This window comes from Neptunicoccus sediminis (assembly GCF_001719615.1).
Lineage (GTDB): Bacteria > Pseudomonadota > Alphaproteobacteria > Rhodobacterales > Rhodobacteraceae > Amylibacter > Amylibacter sediminis.
Window position 1 is genome coordinate 95193 of the sequence record NZ_MDVX01000008.1, and the last position, 22486, is coordinate 117678.

18 protein-coding genes and 1 tRNA gene are annotated in these 22486 nt (G+C 56.3%); 7 read left to right on the forward strand and 12 right to left on the reverse strand.

Annotation, left to right across the window (positions count from 1 at the left end; all coding sequences use genetic code 11):
• Positions 1–28: 28 nt before the first annotated feature.
• Positions 29–1423, reverse strand: coding sequence for a sensor histidine kinase (locus BFV97_RS09345; protein WP_069300095.1), 1395 nt, complete (start codon positions 1421–1423; stop codon positions 29–31).
• Positions 1424–1637: 214 nt separating this feature from the next.
• Between BFV97_RS09345 and BFV97_RS18750 the strand changes: the two genes are divergently transcribed.
• Together BFV97_RS18750 and BFV97_RS09355 are read left to right on the forward strand one after the other, a co-directional pair.
• Entirely contained in the window at positions 1638–2075 is a 438-nt protein-coding gene (locus BFV97_RS18750; RefSeq protein ID WP_157888303.1) for a hypothetical protein, read from the forward strand.
• Positions 2035–2625: an acyl-homoserine-lactone synthase gene (locus BFV97_RS09355; RefSeq protein WP_245667678.1), complete on the forward strand. Its 591-nt coding sequence runs from the start codon at positions 2035–2037 to the stop codon at positions 2623–2625. Before BFV97_RS18750 ends, BFV97_RS09355 begins: the two co-directional genes overlap by 41 nt.
• A gap of 30 nt (positions 2626–2655) precedes the next feature.
• On the opposite strand, the gene BFV97_RS09360 is transcribed toward BFV97_RS09355, so the two are convergent.
• Both BFV97_RS09360 and BFV97_RS09365 read right to left on the reverse strand, forming a co-directional pair.
• Positions 2656–5127 (reverse strand): response regulator, encoded by a 2472-nt coding sequence (locus tag BFV97_RS09360; RefSeq protein WP_069300098.1) that lies wholly within the window; start codon positions 5125–5127, stop codon positions 2656–2658.
• 161 nt (positions 5128–5288) lie between these two features.
• The gene (locus tag BFV97_RS09365; protein WP_069300099.1) at positions 5289–5813 is read right to left on the reverse strand and encodes a putative pterin-binding protein; all 525 of its coding nucleotides are present in this window, start codon (positions 5811–5813) and stop codon (positions 5289–5291) included.
• Positions 5814–6111: 298 nt separating this feature from the next.
• Here BFV97_RS09365 and BFV97_RS09370 point away from each other — a divergent pair, with 298 nt between their 5' ends.
• A complete protein-coding gene (locus tag BFV97_RS09370) occupies positions 6112–6723 on the forward strand; it encodes a response regulator transcription factor (RefSeq protein WP_069300100.1) in 612 nt (203 codons plus the stop codon).
• Positions 6724–7198: 475 nt separating this feature from the next.
• Here the strand turns inward: BFV97_RS09370 and BFV97_RS09375 are convergent, their stop codons facing one another.
• Positions 7199–7552, reverse strand: coding sequence for a hypothetical protein (locus BFV97_RS09375; protein ID WP_069300101.1), 354 nt, complete (start codon positions 7550–7552; stop codon positions 7199–7201).
• A 473-nt stretch (positions 7553–8025) separates the two neighbouring features.
• Between BFV97_RS09375 and BFV97_RS09380 the strand changes: the two genes are divergently transcribed.
• Positions 8026–9840, forward strand: a complete 1815-nt coding sequence (locus BFV97_RS09380; protein ID WP_157888304.1) for a hypothetical protein — start codon at positions 8026–8028, stop codon at positions 9838–9840.
• Between the two features lie 22 nt (positions 9841–9862).
• On the opposite strand, the gene BFV97_RS09385 is transcribed toward BFV97_RS09380, so the two are convergent.
• The 5 genes from BFV97_RS09385 to betI all read right to left on the reverse strand — a co-directional run bounded on the left by BFV97_RS09385 (position 9863) and on the right by betI (position 14519).
• Positions 9863–10255: a thiol-disulfide oxidoreductase DCC family protein gene (locus tag BFV97_RS09385; protein WP_245667680.1), complete on the reverse strand. Its 393-nt coding sequence runs from the start codon at positions 10253–10255 to the stop codon at positions 9863–9865.
• Positions 10256–10418: 163 nt separating this feature from the next.
• A tRNA-Ser gene (locus BFV97_RS09390) sits at positions 10419–10508 on the reverse strand.
• Between the two features lie 181 nt (positions 10509–10689).
• Positions 10690–12351: a choline dehydrogenase gene (gene betA, locus BFV97_RS09395; RefSeq protein ID WP_069300103.1), complete on the reverse strand. Its 1662-nt coding sequence runs from the start codon at positions 12349–12351 to the stop codon at positions 10690–10692.
• A 63-nt stretch (positions 12352–12414) separates the two neighbouring features.
• On the reverse strand, positions 12415–13923 hold the full coding sequence (betC, locus tag BFV97_RS09400; protein ID WP_069300104.1) for a choline-sulfatase: 1509 nt from the start codon (positions 13921–13923) through the stop codon (positions 12415–12417).
• A complete protein-coding gene (gene betI / locus BFV97_RS09405) occupies positions 13920–14519 on the reverse strand; it encodes a transcriptional regulator BetI (protein ID WP_069300105.1) in 600 nt (199 codons plus the stop codon). The genes betC and betI overlap by 4 nt, the downstream gene beginning before the upstream one ends.
• Before the next feature lie 202 nt (positions 14520–14721).
• Here betI and BFV97_RS09410 point away from each other — a divergent pair, with 202 nt between their 5' ends.
• Positions 14722–15270: a peroxiredoxin gene (locus BFV97_RS09410; protein ID WP_069300106.1), complete on the forward strand. Its 549-nt coding sequence runs from the start codon at positions 14722–14724 to the stop codon at positions 15268–15270.
• Between the two features lie 451 nt (positions 15271–15721).
• Here the strand turns inward: BFV97_RS09410 and BFV97_RS09420 are convergent, their stop codons facing one another.
• The 3 genes from BFV97_RS09420 to BFV97_RS09430 form a co-directional block, all read right to left on the reverse strand.
• Positions 15722–17155, reverse strand: a complete 1434-nt coding sequence (locus BFV97_RS09420) for an NAD(P)(+) transhydrogenase (Re/Si-specific) subunit beta (RefSeq protein ID WP_069300108.1) — start codon at positions 17153–17155, stop codon at positions 15722–15724.
• Positions 17156–17170: 15 nt separating this feature from the next.
• Complete coding sequence (locus BFV97_RS09425; RefSeq protein ID WP_069300109.1) at positions 17171–18745, reverse strand: Re/Si-specific NAD(P)(+) transhydrogenase subunit alpha; 1575 nt, start codon at positions 18743–18745, stop codon at positions 17171–17173.
• Positions 18746–19119: 374 nt separating this feature from the next.
• Positions 19120–19860, reverse strand: coding sequence for a YebC/PmpR family DNA-binding transcriptional regulator (locus BFV97_RS09430; protein ID WP_069300110.1), 741 nt, complete (start codon positions 19858–19860; stop codon positions 19120–19122).
• Between the two features lie 163 nt (positions 19861–20023).
• Here BFV97_RS09430 and BFV97_RS09435 point away from each other — a divergent pair, with 163 nt between their 5' ends.
• Positions 20024–20620 (forward strand): LysE family translocator, encoded by a 597-nt coding sequence (locus BFV97_RS09435; RefSeq protein ID WP_069300111.1) that lies wholly within the window; start codon positions 20024–20026, stop codon positions 20618–20620.
• Positions 20621–20705: 85 nt separating this feature from the next.
• A complete protein-coding gene (locus BFV97_RS09440) occupies positions 20706–22484 on the forward strand; it encodes an SLC13 family permease (RefSeq protein ID WP_069300112.1) in 1779 nt (592 codons plus the stop codon).
• The last annotated feature ends 2 nt before the right edge of the window (positions 22485–22486 follow it).

Below are 22486 nucleotides of genomic sequence, written 5' to 3' on the forward strand. Positions count from 1 at the left end.
TTACGTCCTCGGAAAGCAGCGTGTCCCCCTAAACATCAGCGGTTGCAGGTGTCTTCTGAATTGAATGGATCTTGTCGAATGCGACAGTGAAGGTGGTGCCGGACCCCAAAACGCTGTCATAGCGAATGGACCCGTCCATTTCTTTCAGTATCGCGCGGGCAAGGAACAGGCCCAACCCATTGCCTCCGGCCTTGCGCACATCGGTCCCGTCAAGCTGGGTAAAGCTGGAAAAGACCGCGTCCTCTTGACCTTCGGGGATACCCTCCCCTTCGTCGGCCACAGTCAGTTCAACCTGACCGTCGCGGTCAATCAGTCCCAGTGTGATGGTGGTGCCGGGGGCGGAGAATTTAACGGCGTTCGAGATAAGCCCCGAAAGGATCCGGTGCAGCCGTTTTTTGTCAGCCCTGATGGAAACAGCGGGCAGAGCGTCCTGAATTTGCAACTTGCGGCCCTGACTTTCGACGGCCGCCACATGGGTATCGAAGGTTGTTTTCAGCAGGGTCGGACAGTCTACAGTGTCCATGTTAAGCAGCAGTTCATCCGCCTCAAGGCTCTGCACATCCAGCACGTCACCGACCATTTCCGTAAGGTTCGCCGCATTTTTCCGCGCAATGGCAAGGGTGCGTTTCTGATGGTCCGAAAGCTCTCCCATTGCGCCGCTGTCCAGCAAGGCAATCGCCCCGCTAACCGAGGTCAACGGAGTGCGCAGCTCATGGCTGATGGTTGAGAGGAACCGCGATTTGGCGATCAGCGCCGAAGTCGCTTTTTCCTTCTCTTCTTTCAACGTCTCCATCTGCTCAAGATTGCGTCGATAGAGTTTTATGTAAACCACAGAGCTATCGACGATGAAAAACAGAACGAAGATGACCGTGAACATCTGCAACCAGATCGGTGACATCATTTCGGCATCGGTTTGGATAATGTCGATGACGGGGATTGCCAGAAAGGTGATGGTATAAATTGCCAGTCGCACGCCGATAAAAGCAAGAACCTGATGGTTGTTCATAGCCGCAAATAGTGCCGCAGCGAACAGGAAGAACATCGGCGTGAAATGTGTCGTGCTCCCTTCCTGTCTGGCGATGATAAAGATGAAAAAGCAAATGGCCGAGGCGTTCAGAACCGTGTTCACCAGCAGGCCGTAATAATGGGGGATAACCCTGTTCAGCGCACCGGAACGCGCATCCGCCTGCACCCGCCGCGCAAGGAAGATGTCAATCACTTCGGTGATTTGGATCAGGGTCATGCAGTAGACGGCAATCCAGAAATCAAAGTAAACAGCCGCCAGAATAGCAGTGGCCATAAAAATGGTCTGCCGCTGGACAAGTAGACCCGAAATACGACCGACGTAATCCGCCAAACGCGTCTGAATATCCTTCAGAGAGGCGGGATCGGTCGAGATCAGGATATTTGCTTGATGTGTCAACGTAGAACGTTACCTGCTTTAGATGAGAGACGCAGCCGTTTCACCGGCCATTAGGTTCAGGTCATCTTAACCCGTTATTAGTATACATGGACTTTCCGAACTCCATAAAAATGCGGATACAACGGCACCCGTCCAACCATGCGTGACAAAAAAACACTACACATGCCCAGTGTTATGGAATCTTCGGAAAATGTGGTTTCAATATGTCAGGAATTTGAAACAACTGCAGCAGATTGGTAAGCTTATGTTTTTCCTGAACTTATTAATTGAATTAAAAAGTTCTTTTCCAAATTTCTACAAGTATTTGCAATGTTTTCCTGACTTTGCCCATTTTTTAGCCAGTAAAAACTTCCAGATTCTTTCCTTTTTGCAAGTTAACCCCTGCGTTGTGATTCAATCTGTGGTATTCATTGCGTTAAACGACACCGCGTTTAAGAGAGAACATTGTGAAATCGCTTCGCCATCCATTTTCGATCAACTCACAATCGGTAGAACAGCCGGGCCTGTCCCCGCTGAACGCAATGACGGTCAGGGAAGAGCCTCAGGCGATGCCCATGCCCGCCCCATCCCCTGCGGTTCCGGCACGCAGGTCCAGCCGGGGGACCATCCGGGTGAGCACGCTTTCTATGGGAAACATGCACAAATACGGTGAAATGTTCCACGATCTGCTTCAGATCCGGCGGCGGGTGTTTATTGAAAAACGCGGCTGGGAATTGCCCAGTGTCGATGGGTACGAGTTCGATCAATACGATAATCCCTTCAGCAGATGGCTGGTTTTACACCGCTACGGCGAGATATTGGCGGGCGTGCGCCTGACCCCGACAACCGCGCAATGCGGGATTTACACCTATATGATTCGCGACGCCCAACGCGGCCTGCTGGAGGATATTCCGTCGGACCTGCTGATATGCGAGGCTCCGGTCAGCCCGAGGGTCTGGGAAGCCTCGCGAATTTTTGTGTCTGACGATGTGCCCTCCCGCGACCGTTTGCTCGTGCGCACCCAGTTGCTGCAGGCAATCACCGACACCGCCCACAGGGAGGGAGCAAAATTCGTCATCGGTATCGTGCCCTACCTGTGGAAACGCTGGAGCAGCCGTCTGGACCTTGATTCCGGCGCCTTTGGTCCCAAACGGGAAATCGCCGGAGAAGTGTGTCAGGTTGCCTTGCTCAAGACCAAGCTGGACATTTCCAAAGGCAACTAGCGCGTCCGGCGTGATTTGCCGGCGCAAGGATCAGCCCTGCGTGTAAATCGCGTCGAGCGCGGTTCTGGTGCGTTTCCATTCTTCCCGCGCCTTTTCTTGCAACGCCGCCGCAGCCTCTTCGTTGCCTTCCTTGCAGGCTGTTTCAAGCGCGGTCAGGGTCTGCCGCAGCAGGGTCGCGCCGAACATCGCGCAAGAGCCGCTTAACTTGTGGGTGGAGGATTGCAAGGTTTCGCGGTCCTGCCCGAGCGTGTTGTTCAGGATCGCGCCAATCAGCAGATCGCCTTCCTTCAGGAAAGCCTGCACTTTGTCGATCATGGCTTCTGGGCCGAAAACCTCTCTCATTTTTCTAAGCTGATCGGGGCTAAGAAGCGGCGCAATGTCCGTTGCACCGGTCGGATTGGGAGGTGCCATCGGGGGTTCAGAAGGCGCATCCGCGGGGTCATCCTGTGAAATCTCACTCAGGATCGCGCGAAGTTTCTCCACGCGGATCGGTTTGAGCAGACACCCTTCCATACCGGCCTTTTCAAACTCTGCGATTTCCGCGGGCATGGCGTGGGCCGTTACCGCATAAATCGGCGTGTTGCGGGACAGTCCTTGCGAACTTTTGATCGTTGTCGTCGCCTTGATCCCGTTCATATTCGGCATGCTGATGTCCATCAGGATCACGTCAAAGACGTTCTTGCTGGCCACATGAACGCCCTCAAAACCGTCCGTTGCAAAGGACACAACATGCCCGTCCCGTTCCAGCATCGCGCCAAGCAGTTCGCGGTTGATCGGGTTGTCCTCAACCACGAGGATTTTCAAACCTGTCGGCGCAGACGGTCCGTCCTCCGCTGCGGCCTGATCCCGTGGCTGCGCAACTTCGTCCTTTATCGGCAGCGTGATCGAGAAACCGAAAATGCTGCCCTCTCCCAGAATGCTGTCAAAGTGCAGTTCGCCCCCCATAGACTCCACCAGCCGCCGCACAATCCCCAGCCCGAGTCCCGTTCCCTTGGCGGTACGCTCGTAAGGGGATTCAGCGGTCACAAAATCGTCGAATACGGTTTGCAGATCTTCCTCGGAGATCCCGATACCCGTATCGCTGATCGAAAAATCGAGCTTGAGTTCGTTCAGGTTCACCCGCTCCGATGTGATGCCAAGCGTGACCTCTCCGCTGGCGGTGAACTTGATCGCATTACTCAGCAGATTGGTCAAAACCTGCTCTATCTGGCGCTGTTCGCCCAGCACAAAGGCTTCCTCGCCCTCGATGTCTAGTAACAGGCTGGTGTTCTGTTCATCCGCGAGAGGGCGCATCACCTCGATCAGGCCCTGCGCGATGTCACGCGCCAGAAACACCTGTTTGGCCGATTTTGTTTCGCCGGAATCCAGACGCTCGATCGTCAGAACGTCGTTGATGTGGTTCAGCAGGACGTTGCTGGAGTGATCCGCCAAATTGACAAACCGCTCCTGCCGTTCGCTGAGCGGATCATCCCGCAGCAGGTGCAGGGAAGAGATTATCCCGTTGAGCGGCGTGCGCATCTCATGGCTCATCACGGCGAGGAAACGGGACTTCTCGCGATAGGCGTCCAACGCCTGATCCCGCGCAGCTTGCAGGTCTTCCTTGTTCTGCTTTTCTTGCGTGATGTCGCGAATATAGGACACAAAGATACGACCATCGTCGCTATGGGCTTCGGAGATTGAGACCTCGACCGGGAACTCATGCCCGTCTGCGTGGACTGCAACCAGTTCCAGTCGCCCCTCATCTACGATGTTTGACTCCTCCGCACTGGTGTAATGGGCCATCCCTGATTCATGGGCGCTGCGAAAGCGTTCGGGCAGTATAGTCTGCGACAGGGAATTTCCGATCACATCTGCGCGGTTCAATCCGAAGACCTTTTCGGCAGACCCGTTAAAATCTGTGATCTTGCCGCTGCCGTCCACAACGACAATCGCATCCAGCGAGGCCCGCAGGATCGTTTCATGGAATTTGCCAGCCTTGCGGATTTCGGCGGATTGCATGTTCAGCCGCCGCCGCTGCAACCAGACGAACACAAAAGCGGCAATCAGGCTGACCATCACCAACGTGGATACCAGCGCGATGGTTTGCAGGATCTTGACGATCTCATTACGCTTGGCGTCAGAGCGTGCGGATTTCAGTTCCACTCCCCCGACGGATAACTCCCGCGGTGCGAAGGCAAGCTGCTGCATATCCGCAATAAAATCTGGCATATTTGCAAGAAGCAGGTTGTCCGGACCATCCACAAGCACGACCTTTTCACGGTTAAACTTGCGGAGCAGTTCGTGCAGGTGATGCAACTGCGGGTTCTGATGGATTTCCATCGCATCCGCACTGGTGCTGACCAGTTCGATACGGCTGTAATGGATGTCAAACCACTTGCGGAACTCCGGCAGGGCGGATTCTCCTTGCAAAAGAACGTTATCCGCCGCGATCCGCAGCTTCAGAAAAGCCACCTCGATCTGGGAGAGGTTCCACTGCGCGTTATCCTCCGGAACCTCGCGCATCTCCTCTATTTTGGAAGAAAGCTGCGCACTAAGCAGGACGACGAGTCCAATCCCCCCGACAAGAACGAGCGTCCACACCAGACGAAAAACGATCTGTGATCTCTTTCTTGCCCGGCGGGATCTTGCACCGTCAGCCCTGCTAAAATACGTCATATGGTTTTCTACTTCACTGTGATGCGGTCAAGTTGCCAGATGCTGCGGCTGTAGACGGTTTCAGACCGGTATTTCTCGTCAGAATCGTAAGGGTACACGATCCAGAGCGGCCCTTTCTCGCGGCGCGACATCTTTTTTCCGTTCAACTCATAAGCGACAAGCGCCCCTTCAAAGGTTTCATCATCGATCGGGATGGACACCAGATAGTCGTTGGCCGCAATCGCGCTGATCACACTGCCATCGCTGCCCAGCGCGTCCAGCAGGGTGCTAAGCAGTACGCCTTTGAAAACCTGCTCCCCTTCGGTCCAGATGGTTTTGGTTTTATATTCCGTCGCCTCTAGTGCCTCTATCATGCTTAGATCGAACGCGGCTGCGTCAGCGGCATTGGTGTTTTCGATCCCACCCTTTACCGTCAGAACCACGTCTCCGCCGGGGGCGGCCAGAGGCGCCTGTGCGACAGCGGTTGAAGCGAAAGAGAGCTGGGCGCACAACAGGGCGGCACATGCAGTCGTTAGAATGCTAGGTTTTTTCATCGTATCAAATCCTCATCGCTTGTTGATATTGTCTCAGGCTTTGGTCTAACCCAAGGCATTTGATGTTACTTGTGCAATAGTGGATAGGACGACTATGCTAAAGTATAGTTGTCTTGTAGCATTGGTATCGGACGGCTTTAAGATCGTTGATTTCGGAATTCTCGAAAGGTTAAAGGCACATTACGAAGCGTCTTTCCGACCCTACAGAAGCACAATATAGTAACCGGACAGAGGCAATAGAAAAGCCGGGACAGCGGGCCTATGATCCCAAAGACCGGCGCAAAACGGAATGATGCCAATGAGAATTTTAATAGCAGACGACCATGATTTGGTCCGCGATACAATCGCAGCCTATATCCAGTCCGATCCGGAAAACACCGTCGCGCCCGCGTCCAACCTGCAAGAGGCGCTTGATCACATCGACAAGGACGGGCCGTTCGATCTGGTGCTGCTGGATTTTGAAATGCCCGGTATGAACGGTCTCTCGGGCCTTGCCAAAGCACTGGAAGCCAATGAGCGAAAACCTGTCGGAATCATCTCGGGCACGGCGCCTGTTTCTGTCGCAGAAGCTGCGCTTGAGGCGGGGGCGGCGGGGTTTCTGCCCAAAACAATGGCTGCCAAATCCTTGTTGAACGCCGTGCGTTTCATGGCGGCAGGGGAAACCTTTGCGCCGGTCAGCTTCATGGCGCAGCGCACGGAAGAGGCCCATGAATTTGACACGCTCCTGTCGACCCGTGAAAAAGAAGTGCTAAAGGGGCTGTCCGATGGCAAGGCCAATAAGGAAATCGCCCGCGATCTGGATCTGCGCGAAGTCACGGTGAAACTGCACGTTAAAACCCTGAGCAAGAAACTGAACGCGCGCAACCGCACCCATGCCGCGATGATCGCAAAAGAAGCCGGGTATCTCTGAACACCCTTTAACACTCTGCTCTCTCAAAAGCCGTTAAGCGCAGCCTGCGCCTGACGGCTTTGCCATTTTCAGGGGCGTTTCCGGCGGCATTTGCGGCGGCGTTTTCGCCAATTCGTATACCTTTGTAATCAAATCCTATACTTTAGAGAGCACCCGCTCGCCCCGGAGATTTAGTATAAAAGACCTACGCCAGCCACGTGGGGGGCTGTTGTTCCGACTGTAAGGCTCCCCACAAAGCGGTTGGCGTACCGAACGGGTAAAGAAAAAGCGACGGTGTTCTGCACCAAAGCTCGCACAGTGGCACAGCGCGCTTCCCTCCGGCGCGGCTGACCGGAACACTGTTGCTTTTTCTGCCCCCCTCCCCTTTTCAGGACAATCAGCTTTGCAACCGGCTCTCGCTCTGCTGCAGGCAGACAAAAAAAACGCGCCTCAAACGGATTGAGCGCGTGTTTTTGATCGGGCTGTGTGGGGGGCCTTAGAAGAAGCTGATTTTGGTCAATCTGTTCAACTCACTCTCGGTGCTGGCGGCAAGCTGGAACACTAGGCGGGATTTTTTCGGAATATCCTGAAGGCGGTTGTTGCGAAGCTCTTCCTCCAGTTCCCGCATCGCGTCGGTCAGGGCCGCGGCGCCAAATACCGCGCAAGGACCACAGGCGAGATGCACGCGATTGGCCCAGAAACCGGCATTCGCCGTTGCACCCAGCGTGCTGAGTTGTTCGAGATCCTGTTTCAGACAGCGAAATCCTTTCCGGATGGACCGTCGCAAGCGGCGATTGCCCAACACGTCCATAGCTTCGTTCAAAACAGTTAGATCCACCAGTCCGTTCATGCGTGTCCTCGCCGTGTTGGGGTACTCGTCCGACCGCTGTGCGCGGACGAGACTTTCGATGGACCACAGCTAGCGAGAACGGGGCATCCATTCAAAAGTGCAAAAGGGTAGGAAACCGGCGCGAAAGGATAAGTCGCGTGTTTCCCAAGTTACCGGATGAAAAGCGCCAGATTCGCAACCTTAGCGAGAAATGAATGGGGCGATTCTGTGACGGGTTGCCGATTCGGAAACAATACGGCCTGCGATTGTTTCCTGATACGTGACGTAATCGCCTTATTTTTACCTAAAGTTGAACATTCGTAGACTTTTGGGTAGGTCGCGCCTCAATACGGACACATTTTGCCTCAATTTTGTATACATCGCACTATGCGGTATTGGGCCTGTTTAGCCCTTTGTTGAGTAACCTTTCGCAAACGCCCCTGCTAGCTTTCTAAGGGATTTAGACACCTTACACGGCTACACGGGGAACCAAGATGACGAATACAATGTATGATTACCAAATTGCAGGCGCACCAAATGCAGAATCTGTCCCGGAATTGGACCTTCTCGTTCAGGTTGAGCCCTACAAAAATGCAACAGATTTTGAAGTTACTGAAAAACACTTTGGTGACATATACACCACCTACACAACGCTTTCGAATTTTGAGAAATCCCACGACGTAGCAGGCTATCAGGGCAACTTTATACGCTGGCCGGATGGTGCGCGGGCAGAGTCCGACGACTTTCGCCTCACGAACCCCGATCTGTTCTTCGTGGACGGCTCTGACGAGGGCAAGGGCCTGACCGATATGCTGGCGCATGCCAACAGTCTGGGCCAGTCGTTTTCAATGATCCTCCCCACCCGCCGCTATGCAAATGATCTGGAAACCGCAGAGGCGGATCTTAAAGGGTTTCTGATCAAACTCTTCGCCGGTGAATTTGGTGAACTGCCCGCAGATATGACTCTGGAAATCGGCAATGAAACCTTTGCAATGGGGTGGGAAGGCGCGACCTATTCTTCCCAAGGCAGCTACGGTCAGATCGCAAATACCATGCTTGCGACCATCAACGAAATCGCCTCAAGCAGCCGCTACAATCCCGACGGGTTGGAGATTTCCGTCGCAATTCAGTCCGGCACCAACAGCCCGCGCACCATCCTGCGCGAAATTGACCCGCAAAACCTTGACCGCATTGACCAGATCGTTTCGCACCATCTGGAAAGCACGGTAGAGAAATTCGGCTTTTCCGACATCGAAAATGCCTATGACATCTGGAGCGCAGCACTGGGGCGGGATGTGGAGCAAAACCTCTCCGCGTGGAATGTAGGCAAACCTGTTCACACCTATGATCCCAAAGACCCGTTCAACGTCTCCAACATCGACACCGCGGAACTGACAGACAACAGCATCGGTGCCCGTCAAGCCGGCGAAACCATCGAGGCTTTCACCTCTTTCATCGCATTGGGCGCGGACGCCCTATCACTTTGGGGAACGGTAAGACATGAGAACAGCTATTTCTGGCACACCGACCACGGCGCGCTGGAAACCACCAGCCACGGCGGGGAAGCGTTAAGCCTGCTGTCCGACAGTCTGGTTGGAAAAAAACTGCTGGGCGGTACATTTGAAGACGGATCCTGGTCCGAAAACCACAATGCAAAAACCCATCAGTCCTTCACCTTTGCGGATGAAACCGAACAGGTGGTGTTCCTGACCGCTGGCGACATCAAGAAATCCGGTCTGACCGTGTCTGTCTCGCTGCAAGAGGACACAACCGCAGACTATGTTTGGGCCGATGTAATCCGCACCGAAATCCCCGAGAAGTTCCTGGAATTCAAAGGCACGGTTTACGAACGCCTGTTTGAAGTCCCCGTGGTGTCGCGGATCGAGCTGGCCGTGAGCGACGGTGAAATCAGCTACCATTTCGAGCAGGATTTCGAGGTAGCGCGGATCATTATCCCGACTGCAGGTGATCGGACCACCAAACCCGAAACAACCACCCCCGAGAGCGAGACAGACACCGTTGAGGACATCCCCGTTGCACAGGCTACGCGCAGCACCTGTGATGACGCCGGCTTTTTCGGCAACGCCGCAATCGCCGCTTCTGTCGCAGCACTGGCCGATACATTCAGCTTTATCGAACCAGCCAAAGCAGAGCCTGCCCTCTCTGACGTGGCCCTGACGCCGGCGCAACCGGAAGAGAACCCGTTCTCCGCCGCCGTCGGCAGCTTTGGCGCAGCGCAAGGCGGTATCGCAGCAGACATCCCCGCCATCGTAGCCTGCCCCCCCGCCGAGGACTTCGCCTTTTGCTAAGCAAAGGGCGGGTCACACCGCGTTACAACGGGGCACGTCCCAACAGGCGCAACGTGATCGCACGCCCCGTTTTTAGCACCGGATACAGCAGTCTGGACAGGGTCGGAGACCGGAATACCGCCGCATTTAGGCGGTTGAACACCCCCGAAGGCGTGCTCATCAGTGCAAGGCGGTGAATACATTCATCCCCGAAATAGATCCGGTCCCCGTCGATAAGTGCCATACCGTCGTTCAGATCTACTCCGCTCGCCCGCACCCGCTCTACTGCCGGATCTTCCGAACGGGCATCGACCAAATCGACCTCACCGACGGTATCTTTTAACCGGATGAACCGCACATAGCGCGCACAAAACGGGCAGTCCCCGTCATACACTATCTTCAGGTTCTGGTTCATCGCTTTGAAATTTCCAATCACGCTGGCGCTGGTCTGCTGGTTATCTAGCCTGAAATTCCGGTTTGTGTAAGGTCATTGCGACAAAACGCAGACCACACAGCCCCACGCAACACAAAAAGCGCGTTGCAAAAGCCATGTACCAGCCAGCGGCGGCGGTTTGGTTTTTTGGGGAAACTGGGGTGGGTGGCGGACAGACAGGGATTCGAACCCTGGAGACGGTTCCCCGCCTACACACTTTCCAGGCGTGCGCCTTCGACCACTCGGCCACCTGTCCGTAAGGCGGGGTATTACCGATCTCGGCAGGGGCATGCAAGCCCTAAGGCGCGAAAAAATTCAGGAAATCCGGATTGTTCTGCAACTTGGGAAATTTGCCCTGTTTCAGACCGTATCAGAGGCGCTGATGCCAGCGCCCCTTTCCCGTGTCAGCGGCCCCGCCCCGTCAGCGCCCCCGCCCGTCAGCGTTGGCTGTTCTGCCAGTCGGGGTGTATCCACGGCTGTTGGTTGGAAGCCGGCAGCGGCGTGCGGCCGAGGATGTGATCGCTTGCCTTTTCACCGACCATGATAGAGGGCGCATTCAGATTGCCGTTCGGGATGCTCGGGAAGATGGAACTGTCAGCCACGCGCAAGCCCTCTACCCCGATCACACGGCATTCGGGGTCAACAACTGCCATCGGATCGTCTGCCGCACCCATTTTGCAGGTGCCACAGGGATGATAGGCGCTTTCTACGTGTTCCCTGATAAACCCGTTCAGTTCGTCATCCGATTGCACTGCTGCACCGGGTTGGATTTCGCCGCCGTTAAAGGGCTTGAAGGCGTCCTGCGCGAAAATCTCGCGGGTCAGGCGGATGCAGGTGCGAAAATCTTCCCAGTCCTGATCCTTGCTCATGTAATTGAACAGGATTTTCGGCGGTTTCGCGGGATCAGCACTGCCAAGCGTCACCGCCCCGCGCGAGGTAGAGCGCATCGGCCCCACATGGGCCTGAAAGCCGTGGCCTTCCGCAGCGGCTTTGCCGTCATAGCGCACAGCCATCGGCAGGAAGTGATACTGGATGTCGGGATATTCGATCCCCGCCCGTGAACGGATAAAGGCCGCGGATTCAAACTGGTTGGACGCCCCCGGCCCCTTGCCGGTCAGCAACCATTTCGCCCCGACATAGCCCTTGCCGATCAGGTTCCAGTATTTGAACAGGGTGACAGGTTGCAGACTTTTGACCTGAATATATAGTTCCAGATGGTCCATCAGGTTCTGCCCCACACCGGCGCGGTCGGCCACAACGTCAATTCCGTGTTCCCGCAGATGGGCCGCCGGCCCGATCCCCGAGCGCAGCAATAGCGCGGGCGAATTAAAGGCCGAAGCCGCAATGATAACTTCGCGGTTGGCCCGCAGGGTGACAACCTTGCCGCCTTGGGTGATTTCCACCCCGACCGCGCGACCCTGTTCTATCACCACGCGGTTGGCGTGCCCGTTGACCAGTTCAACGTTAGGACGCTTCAAGGCCGGTTTCAGATAGGCATTGGCCGCAGACCAGCGTTGCCCCTTGTGGACGGTCTGGTCCATCGGGCCAAAGCCTTCTTGCTGGATGCCGTTGTAATCCTCTGTCACCGGATAACCGGCCTGCCGCCCCGCCTCGACAAAGGCGCGGTTCAAAGGGTTTTCGCGACTGCCCCGCTGGACGTGTAACGGGCCGTTTGTGCCGCGCACTTCGGGATCGCCGCCGTGGCCAGAAGGATCCCAGTTTTCCTGACGCTTGAAATAGGGCATGACATCCGCGCCCGACCAGCCCTGCGCGCCCTGTTCCGCCCATGTGTCATAGTCCCGTGCGTGCCCCCGCACATAAACCATACCGTTGATAGAGGACGAGCCCCCGATCACCTTCCCCCGAGGGGCCGCCAGCCTGCGCCCGCCAAGATGGGGTTCGGGTTCGGACTGATAGCCCCAGTCGTAGCGGGACATATTCATCGGATAGCTGAGCGCTCCGGGCATCTGGATAAACGGCCCCCAGTCGGTGCCGCCGTATTCCACCACCAGAACCTTGTGTTTTCCATCTTCGGACAGGCGATAGGCCATTGCGCAACCGGCAGAACCGGCCCCGATGATGATATAATCTGCGTTCATAGCTTTCGCCTTTTGCTTGGACAGTGCCACGGGCGGTTGCGGACCTGCCCTGCGGTACTGGTGTTATTCGCCCCGCGGGTAGCGGGCGATGTCTTCGACCGTGTTCAGGTCCATATGGTTGCGCATGTAGCGTTCAGAGGCTTTTTGCAGCGGTTGGTAATCCCACGGGTAATAGTCCCCATTGCGCAGCGCCTCATACACGACCCAGCGGCGCGCCTGACTTTCGCGGATCTGCGCATCAAAGGCCGCCAGATCCCAGCGGGCCTCGCTTTTGGCCCGAAGCGAGTTCAGCGTGCCCTGATGCGCGGCATCCCCTGCCAGATTGGTCAGCTCGTGGGGATCGTTTTCCAGATCGAACAACTGTTCGGGATCAAGGGCGCAGCGGTTGTATTTCCACTTGCCATAACGCAGGGAGACCAGCGGCGCATAGGACGCCTCTGCGGCGTATTCCATCGCGACAGGGGCGGTGCGTTCCCCGCCCTGCCCCAGATACACAAGGCTCTCTCCTTCGGTCCAGGGTGCGACCTCTTCCATGGACACGCCAGCCAGTTCCGCCAGTGTGGGGGCCACGTCGATATTACTGACAGGATCGCTGACAAGCCCCGGCTCCATCTGCGGTGCGCTGATCATCAGGGGCACGCGGGACGCGCCTTCAAAGAAGCTCATCTTGAACCACAGACCCCGCTCCCCCAGCATATCACCGTGGTCGGAGACAAACAGGATGATCGCGTCCTGACGGGTGGACTCCAGCGCCTCCATCACTTCACCGATTTTATCGTCGAGATAGGAAATATTGGCGAAATAGGCGCGGCGAGAGCGTTTGATGTCTTCTTCCTGAATATCAAAACTGCGCCAGTCGTTCGCGTCGAATATCCGCTTTGAATGGTTGTCGTGCTCCGCGTAATCCATCGCCGGAACTGTGGGCAGCAGATGGTCGCAATCCTCATACAAATCCCAGTATTTTTTGCGCGCGACATAGGGATCGTGGGGGTGGGTAAAGCTGACGGTCAGACACCACGGCCGTTCGTCCTTGCCCCGTGCCAGATCGTAGACCTTGCGGGTGGCGTTATAGGCGACCTCATCGTCGTATTCCATCTGGTTGGAAATCTCGGCCACGCCCGCCCCTGTGACCGATCCCATGTTGTGATACCACCAGTCGATCCGTTCTCCGGGTTTGCGATAATCCGGGGTCCAGCCAAAATCCGCAGGGTAAATATCTGTGGTCAGACGCTCCTCAAACCCGTGCATCTGGTCAGGCCCGACAAAGTGCATTTTGCCCGACAGACAGGTCTGATAGCCCGCGCGGCGCAGATGGTGGGCATAGGTTGGAATGTCAGAGGCAAATTCGGCCGCATTGTCATAGACCCGTGTGCGGCTGGGCAGTTGGCCGGACATGAAAGACGCCCGCCCCGGTGCACAAAGCGGCGATGCGGTATAGGCATTTTTAAACCGTGTGGAGCGTGCTGCCAATTTCTTGAGGTTCGGTGCGTGCAGCCAGTCCGCAGGACCATCGGGAAACAAGGTGCCGTTAAGCTGATCCACCATAAAGATAAGAATGTTCGGTTTGTTCATGATTTACCCGTATTTCCGTGAAATTGCAGTTGCTGGCGCAGGTATTCGTCAACCATTGCCATGACCTCGACACGGGCTGGCGCGTTTTCCTGCAAGGCGTGGCGGATATAAAACCCGTCAATCATTGCCGCCAACCCCTGTGCGACGTGATCCGCGCGTGACCTGTCCATTAGCTGGGACAGGTTGTAGACCAGATTGGAATGCAGCCGCCGCCCGTAAATTTCCAAGAGCCGCTTTGCCTCGGGGACGGTGCGGGCATAGACGTAGAAATTCAGCCAGGCCGAGACCACTTCCTCGGCAAAATTCAGCGGGTGGAAGCTGACGGCGATGATCGCGTCCAGCCGCTCTTTGGGGCCTTCAACACGTCGAAGCTCGGACTGGATGTGCTCTCCGTAAGAGCGCAGGATGTGGCGCATGGCGGCGACGAAAATCTGCTCCTTGCTGCCGAAGTAATGATGGGCAAGGCCGCTCGACATGCCGGCGCGTTTTGCAATCTGACTGACCGTCACACTTAGTGAACCCGCCTGCCCGATCTCGGCAATCGTAGCATCAATCAACGCCTGACGGCGGATCGGTTCCATTCCAACTTTGGGCATCACAGACTCAGATTTGTTCGCGGCTCAATCTGACGGTTTTATATTGACTGGTCAATCAACAAAAACCCGAAACCAGTGAAATACGCCCGATCAGAGGCGCGAAAAGACGCACCCCCCGCTGAGGCATTTTGGGCGATTGGAACTTTCCGACAGGCAGGGTAAAAGCCGGTTTGCACTGATTCACTAGAAGAAAGTAAGACCCATGAAACCAGGTTCGAAACTCCCCGAAGTTACTTTTCACAACCGCGTCCGGGACGAGTCCATCGGCGGCGAAAACCCCTTCCGCTGGCAGGATCAGTCCACGTCCGACCTGTTTGCGGGCAAAAACGCACTGCTGATCGGTCTGCCCGGTGCCTTCACACCCACATGCTCCACCCGTCAACTGCCGTCCTTTGACGAACTGGCCGAAGAATTTGCGAAGGCTGGCATCGACACCATTTACTGTGTGTCCGTGAACGATGCTTTCGTGATGTACCAATGGGGCAAGGCGCTTGGCCTGAAGAACATCCGCATGATTCCGGACGGCTCCGGTCATTTCACCCGTCAACTTGGCATGTTGGTGAACAAGGACAATCTGGGTTTTGGCCACCGTTCCTGGCGCTATGCAGCCATCGTGCGGGATGGTGTGGTTGACGGCTGGTTCGAAGAGGCCGGTCGTTGCGACAACGCCGCAGACGATCCTTACGAAGTTTCCACACCAGAGACCGTTCTGGAATGGCTGCGCGATCAAACAGCCCAAAAAGCGGCCTGATCTGTCAGATAGATTTGCCACATCCGCCCGGCAACGGGCGGATGTTCGCAGGGACGGCCCTGCCTGCACCGGACAGCCCGTGCGCCCTTACCCCTGAAAAAACACGCCAACCGCAGCTTAAATGTCACGCAAAGTGGCAGGCGCCCCCCTGTGTGCCGCGCAAAGCAGCCTCATTCCTGACACATTTCCCCCTCAATTCTGAAGGCCCGAATGGAATTGAAAAACAACTGATTTAATCAAGGGCCGAGACATGAATTTTCTGATTGGAATGGCGATCGGCGGCATGGTCGCATGGCTTGTCATCGCCGTGCTGGAAACCACATGGGACGACATCTTCCCCGAGCAGTAGCACGCCTGCCCCAGTACCCCTACCCCACAAAAAAAACGCCTGTAGATCGCAATCCACAGGCGTTTTGAATTGTGATGGGGCGGGCGTTCACCCGCCACCGGATCAGGAAATATTCGCCAGAAGCTGGTTCACACTATCCTTGGCATCACCGTAAAGCATGCGCGTATTCTCTTTGAAGAACAGCGGGTTTTCGATGCCGGAGTAACCAGTCCCCTGCCCCCGTTTTGACACGATTACATTCTTGGCTTTCCAGACCTCCAGAACCGGCATCCCCGCGATGGGAGAGTTCGGATCTTCTTGCGCCGCAGGGTTCACGATGTCGTTGGAGCCGATGATCATAACCACATCCGTTTCGGGGAAATCGTCGTTGATCTCGTCCATCTCCAGCACGATGTCATAGGGCACTTTGGCCTCGGCCAGCAGCACGTTCATGTGGCCCGGCAGACGCCCTGCAACAGGGTGAATACCGAAACGCACGTTCTTGCCCTTGGCCCGCAGGCGGTTGGTCAGCTCGGACACCGCTTGTTGGGCCTGCGCCACCGCCATACCGTAGCCCGGCACGATGATCACAGAGTCCGCGTCATCCAGTTGCGCCGCAACAGTTGCTGCATCGGTTGCGATTTGTTCGCCCTCGACAGCCATTTGTTCACCGGCAGGACCGCCAAAGCCCCCGAGGATCACGCTGATGAAAGAGCGGTTCATCGCCTTACACATGATGTAGGACAGGATCGCACCGGAAGAACCCACCAGCGCACCGACCACGATCAGCAGATCGTTGCCAAGGCTGAAACCGATCGCAGCCGCCGCCCAACCGGAATAGCTGTTCAGCATGGACACAACCACAGGCATATCCGCGCCGCCGATGCCCATAATCAGGTGATAACCGATAAACAGCGCCGCCAGTGTCATGATCGCCAGCGGAAGAAATCCGCCGGTGTTAAAGTACCAGACCAGACAGATCAGCGACAGAACCGCCGCGCCTGCGTTCAGCATATGACCGCCCGGCAGTTTCGTCGCCGCACTGCCCACACGACCCGCCAGCTTGCCATAGGCAATAACCGAACCTGTGAAGGTCACAGCACCGATAAAGATGCCAAGGAACAGCTCAACCCGCAGGATGGAAATCTCCAGCGCATCTTTTTTGGCGAGAAGGGCTGCAAACCCCTCAAGGCTCTTGCGCGCGTTTTCATCAAGCAGCAACACATTGCCCAGCTCGATATGGGCGTTAAAGCCGACAAAAACCGCGGCCAGACCCACAAGAGAGTGCATCGCGGCAACCAGCTCGGGCATTTGCGTCATTTGCACACGATTGGCCAGTTGCCAGCCAATCACACCGCCACCGGCGATCAGCACCAGCGACAGCAGCCACAGCCCCGAACCGGGACCGACAAGGGTTGCAAAAACCGCCAGCGCCATGCCGGCAATACCATACCAGACAGCGCGTTTCGCGCTTTCCTGACCGGACAATCCGCCCAGTGACAGAATGAAAAGAACAGCCGCAACAACGTAAGCGGCGGTGGTAAATCCGAATTCCATAGTACCTTCCTCCGATTACGATTTCTGGAACATGGCGAGCATCCGCCGTGTCACCATGAAGCCGCCAAAGATGTTAATTCCGGCCATAAAGACCGAGAGTGCCGCCAGCAGGATCACAAGGAAACTCCCCGATCCGATCTGCATCAAAGCCCCCAGAATGATGATGGACGAAATCGCATTCGTCACCGCCATAAGCGGGGTGTGCAGGCTGTGCGCCACGCCCCAGATGACCTGAAAGCCGACAAAGACTGCCAGTACGAACACGATAAAGTGCTGCATAAAGCTGGCAGGCGCGACCAGACCAACCCCGAGGATCAGTGCCCCGCCAACGGCCAACAATGTGACCTGGTTGCGGGTCTCTGTGCGGAACGCAGCGGCCTCTGCAGCCTTTTTCTCTTCCGCCGTCGGTTCCTTGACCTCTGCTTTGGGTTTCTGCGCCGCAATCGCCTTCACCTTGGGCGGTGGCGGCGGGAAGGTAATCTCTCCTTCAAAGGTCGCGGTTGCCCCGCGGATCACATCGTCTTCCATATTGTGATTGACCACACCGTCCTTTTCCGGCGTGAGGTCGGTCATCATATGGCGAATGTTGGTCGCATATAGGGTCGAGGATTGCGCCGCCATTCGCGACGGGAAATCGGTGTAACCAACGATTGTGACACCATTTTCCGATACGATTTTCTCGTCAGGAACTGTCAGGTCACAGTTGCCGCCCCGCTCTGCCGCAAGGTCGACCACAACGGAACCGGCCTTTTGCAGCGCCACCATATCGGCCGTCCACAGCTTGGGCGCATCACGACCCGGAATAAGCGCGGTAGTGATGACAATATCCATCTCCGGTGCCAGTTCGCGGAATTTGGCAAGCTGGGCCTCGCGGAACTCGGGGCTGGAGGGGGCCGCATAACCGCCTGTCTCGGCACCGTCCTTGGCGTCTTCCTCAAACTCCAGGTACACAAACTCGGCACCCATGGATTCAATCTGTTCAGCCACTTCGGGGCGTACGTCAAAGGCGTAGACCTGTGCGCCAAGGGATGTCGCTGCACCAATCGCCGCCAGACCGGCCACACCGGCGCCCACAACCAGAACCTTAGCCGGCGGGACCTTACCCGCAGCAGTCACCTGTCCGGTAAAGAAACGGCCAAAGTTGTTGCCCGCTTCCATCACCGCGCGGTAGCCCGCGATATTGGCCATAGAGGACAGGGCATCCATCTTTTGCGCCCGTGAAATACGCGGCACCATGTCCATTGCAATGACATGGGCGCCTTTCTTGTTGGCCGCCTCCATCAGGGCCGTGTTTTGCCCCGGATAGAAGAAGGAAATCAGCGTCTGGCCTTTGCGCAGACGTTTAATCTCGATTTCTTCGGGGGGGCGGACCTTGGCGACAATATCAGCCGTTTTATACAGGGCCGCTGCGGTTTTCACCACTTCTACACCGGCAGCCTTATAGTCCTCGTCCGAGAAACGAGCCTTTTCGCCCGCCCCTGTTTCGATGACACATTCATAGCCAAGCTTTTGCAACTGGCGTGCAGAGTCCGGCGTCATTGCCACTCTGGCTTCGTTTTCGAAAATCTCTTTGGGAGTTCCGATGCGCATGACAAACCTCCTTTGTTCAAGCGTTGCGACCGGGCCTCCGCCCCGAACGGGCAAAACCGGCGCACATTTATACATCACCGAGTTTGGATAACAGGATTCGAACCCGAGTACATGCGGCAATCTGCCCGAAAATTGCATGAATCGGTTTATTTCCTGCACAAATTTCAGGCTTTTTGCGGACTAAAGCACAAAGTAGCGCGGCTGACGCAACGTCCCCCGTTTTCTGCGATCGTTAAAACTTATGAAAAGATAATCACCCGAACCCGTAATTTTCTTAGCCGGAGAATCAGTCAAAATCCCGCCTTGGCTCAAAAAAGGGGCCGCAGGTTTCCCCGCGGCCCCGTTTCAATGTTCCGAAAAATACTCAAAATCGCTTAAAGCTGCTCCATGATCTCGTCGGAAATTTCAAAGTTTGCTGTGACCGTTTGCACATCGTCGTCATCTTCCAGAGCCGCAATCAGACGCATCAGTTTCTCTGCGCCTTCAAGGTCCAGTTCCGTCGTGGTGGTCGGCTTCCAGATCAGTTTGGAAGACTCGGATTCCCCGAGCGTTTCTTCAAGTGCGTTACTGACTTCGTTCAGATCGGTGAACTCGCAGTAGATTTCGTGCCCGTCTTCTGTGCTTTCCACGTCTTCGGCACCCGCTTCGATTGCGGCTTCGAACACAGTGTCCGCATCGCCAACAGACGCAGGATAGGCCACAAGTCCCTTACGCTCGAACATAAAAGACACAGCGCCGGTCTCGGCCAGATTGCCGCCGGATTTTGTGAAGGTAGAGCGCACGGTAGAGGCTGTGCGGTTCTTGTTGTCGGTCATGGCTTCGACAATTACGGCGACACCAGCGGGGCCATAGCCCTCATAGCGGATTTCCTCGTAATTCTCGCCGTCCTGCGCCGACGCCTTGTTGATGGCCCGTTCAATCACGTCCTTTGGAACGGATTTGCCTTTGGCCTCTTTTACGGCCAACCGCAGACGCGGGTTTTTCTCGGGATCGGGATCGCCCATCTTGGCGGCAACGGTGATCTCTTTTGCCAGCTTTGAAAACAGCTTGGAGCGCACAGCGTCCTGACGTCCCTTGCGGTGCTGGATGTTTGCCCATTTAGAATGGCCTGCCATTTTTCCTCCGGCGTAGAATGTTCCTTAGCGCTGTCTATAAATGCTTGACCGCAAGGGGGCAAGCGCCTCGGGGGGACGTGTGCGCTGCACAGGGCCTCGCCTTGGGGGGCAATTGCGCAAAAGCCTGTTTCCCTTACCGCCCATTCCGGCAATAAAGCGGTCTATGGACTATACACTTCTTCCCGCTCTGGCCGGATTTGCTTTTGTTTCCTCGATCACACCGGGGCCGAACAACCTGATGCTGATGGCTTCGGGGGCAAATTTCGGGTTCACCCGCTCCATTCCGCATATGTTGGGGATTGGTATCGGATTTACCGTGATGATCCTTTTGGTCGGGTTGGGGCTGATCGGGCTGTTTGACCTGTTTCCACTGTCTTACACGCTGCTGCAAATTTTTAGTATTGCGTATCTGACGTGGCTGGCGTGGAAAATCGCTAATGCCGCGCCGCCAAGTGCCGGAGAGTCCGGCGACATTCCGATGACATTCCTGCAAGCTGCGCTGTTCCAATGGGTCAATCCTAAGGCATGGTCCATGGCGCTGACCGCGATCACCGCCTATGCGCCGGAACGTACTGTCTGGTCCATCGTGCTGGTGGGGCTGGTGTTCGGGGTTATCAATCTGCCCTGTGTCAGCACATGGACCGTTATGGGCCAGCAGATCCGCCGTATCCTGAACCGCCCCCGCTGGTTGCGGGCGTTCAATATTGTCATGGCCTTGCTGCTGGTGCTGTCTGCATTGCCGGTGCTTTTGCTGAAGTGACAGGATTGCGCTCCGCGCGGGGATATTTGGGGAAAATGGAGCGTTAGAGGATGACCGGCGGGCGATCGGGGACTAAGTCTTGGGTATGACCACTGATCAGATCCTGCTGTTTGTCATCTTTGCTTGTGTCTTTGCCCTGCTCCTTTGGGGGCGTTACCGCTATGACCTCGTGGCGTTTGGTGCCTTGCTGGTAGGGGTCCTGATCGGTGTGGTTCCCGCGAATGAGGCGTTTTCCGGCTTTGGCCATCCGGCGACACTGGTGGTGGCGCTGGTGCTGATCGTGTCAGCAGGGCTGGTGAATTCCGGCGCGGTGGGGTTGATCACACGGTCACTTGTAGACAAATCCCGCGAACTTGGCGCGCATATTGCGATTATGGGTAGCGTCGGCGCAGTGCTGTCCGCATTTATGAACAATGTTGCAGCCCTTGCCCTGCTGATGCCGGTCGATCTGCAAACAGCGAAAAAGGCCAAACGGGCGGCGGGTCTGTCCCTGATGCCCCTGTCCTTTGCAACCATTCTGGGGGGCATGGTGACAATGATCGGCACGCCGCCAAACATCATTATCGCTACCATCCGCGAGGATTCCCTTGGCCAAGCCTTTCGCATGTTCGATTTCGCCCCTGTCGGACTGGTTGCGGCCATCAGCGGCTTGCTGTTTGTGTCAACCATCGGCTGGCGGTTGATCCCGCAGGTGGAGGTGGACTCCCCCGTGGAAAAACTGCTCGACAATGCCAATTACATTGCAGAACTGACAGTGCCTGCCGAAAGCGACCTGATCGGCAAAACCCCGTTTGATCTGTCCGAAGAGGCCGAAAAAGCAGACATCGCCATCATCGGTGTGATCCGCGAGGGGCGGCGCCTTTATGGCAATGCCCGCTATCGCAAACTGCTGGCTGGCGATGCGCTGGTGCTGGAGGCGCGACCCGAAGCGCTGGATGAATTTCGCAGTGCGGTGAAGCTGGATTTTGATCAGGAACGCCGGCAGGAGAAGGTCAAAGCCGCCGGTGACGGGCTGGCGCTAAGTGAGGTTGTTGTTACCGAACACAGCCGGATCGCGGGAAAGTCGTCTTTGTCGATCGGCTTGAACTGGCGGCAGAACACCATTTTGATGGGGATTTCGCGCAACGGCAAGCCGATCCGCAGTCAGGTGCGCCGCACCCTCATCCAGCCCGGTGACATCCTGTTGCTACTGACCCCGAAAGAGACTCACAACCATGTGGTGGACTGGCTGGGCTGCCTGCCGCTGGTGGAACGTGGCCTTCAGGTGACGCAGGACGAAAAGACGTGGCTTGCCATCGGGATATTCGGCGCCGCGGTGGTGGCGGCTTCCTTCGGGCTGGTCTATCTGCCGGTTGCGCTTGGTGTGGTGGTGGCCCTGTTTACGCTGACGCGGATCGTGCCCATCAGCGAGGTTTACACCCATATCGAATGGCCCGTGGTGGTGCTGCTCGGCTCTATGATCCCGCTGGGGGTTGCATTGGAATCCTCGGGTGGCACGGAACTGATTGCCAATTCCCTGATCGGACTGACCGAAGGCATGCCCGCCTGGGTGATCCTGACAGTTCTTATGGTGGTGACGATGACACTTTCGGATGTGCTGAACAACACGGCTACAACCATCGTTGCAGCACCCGTAGGGATCAAGATGGCCCAGAGCCTCGGGGTCAGTCCCGATCCGTTTCTGATGGCCGTGGCGGTGGCGGCCTCCTGCGCGTTTTTGACCCCGATCGGGCATAAAAACAACACGCTGATCCTCGGGCCGGGGGGATACCGTTTCGGGGATTACTGGCGCACGGGGCTGCCGCTGGAAATCCTGATTGTTGCCGTCAGCATCCCTGCAATCCTGTTCTTCTGGCCGCTTTGAGG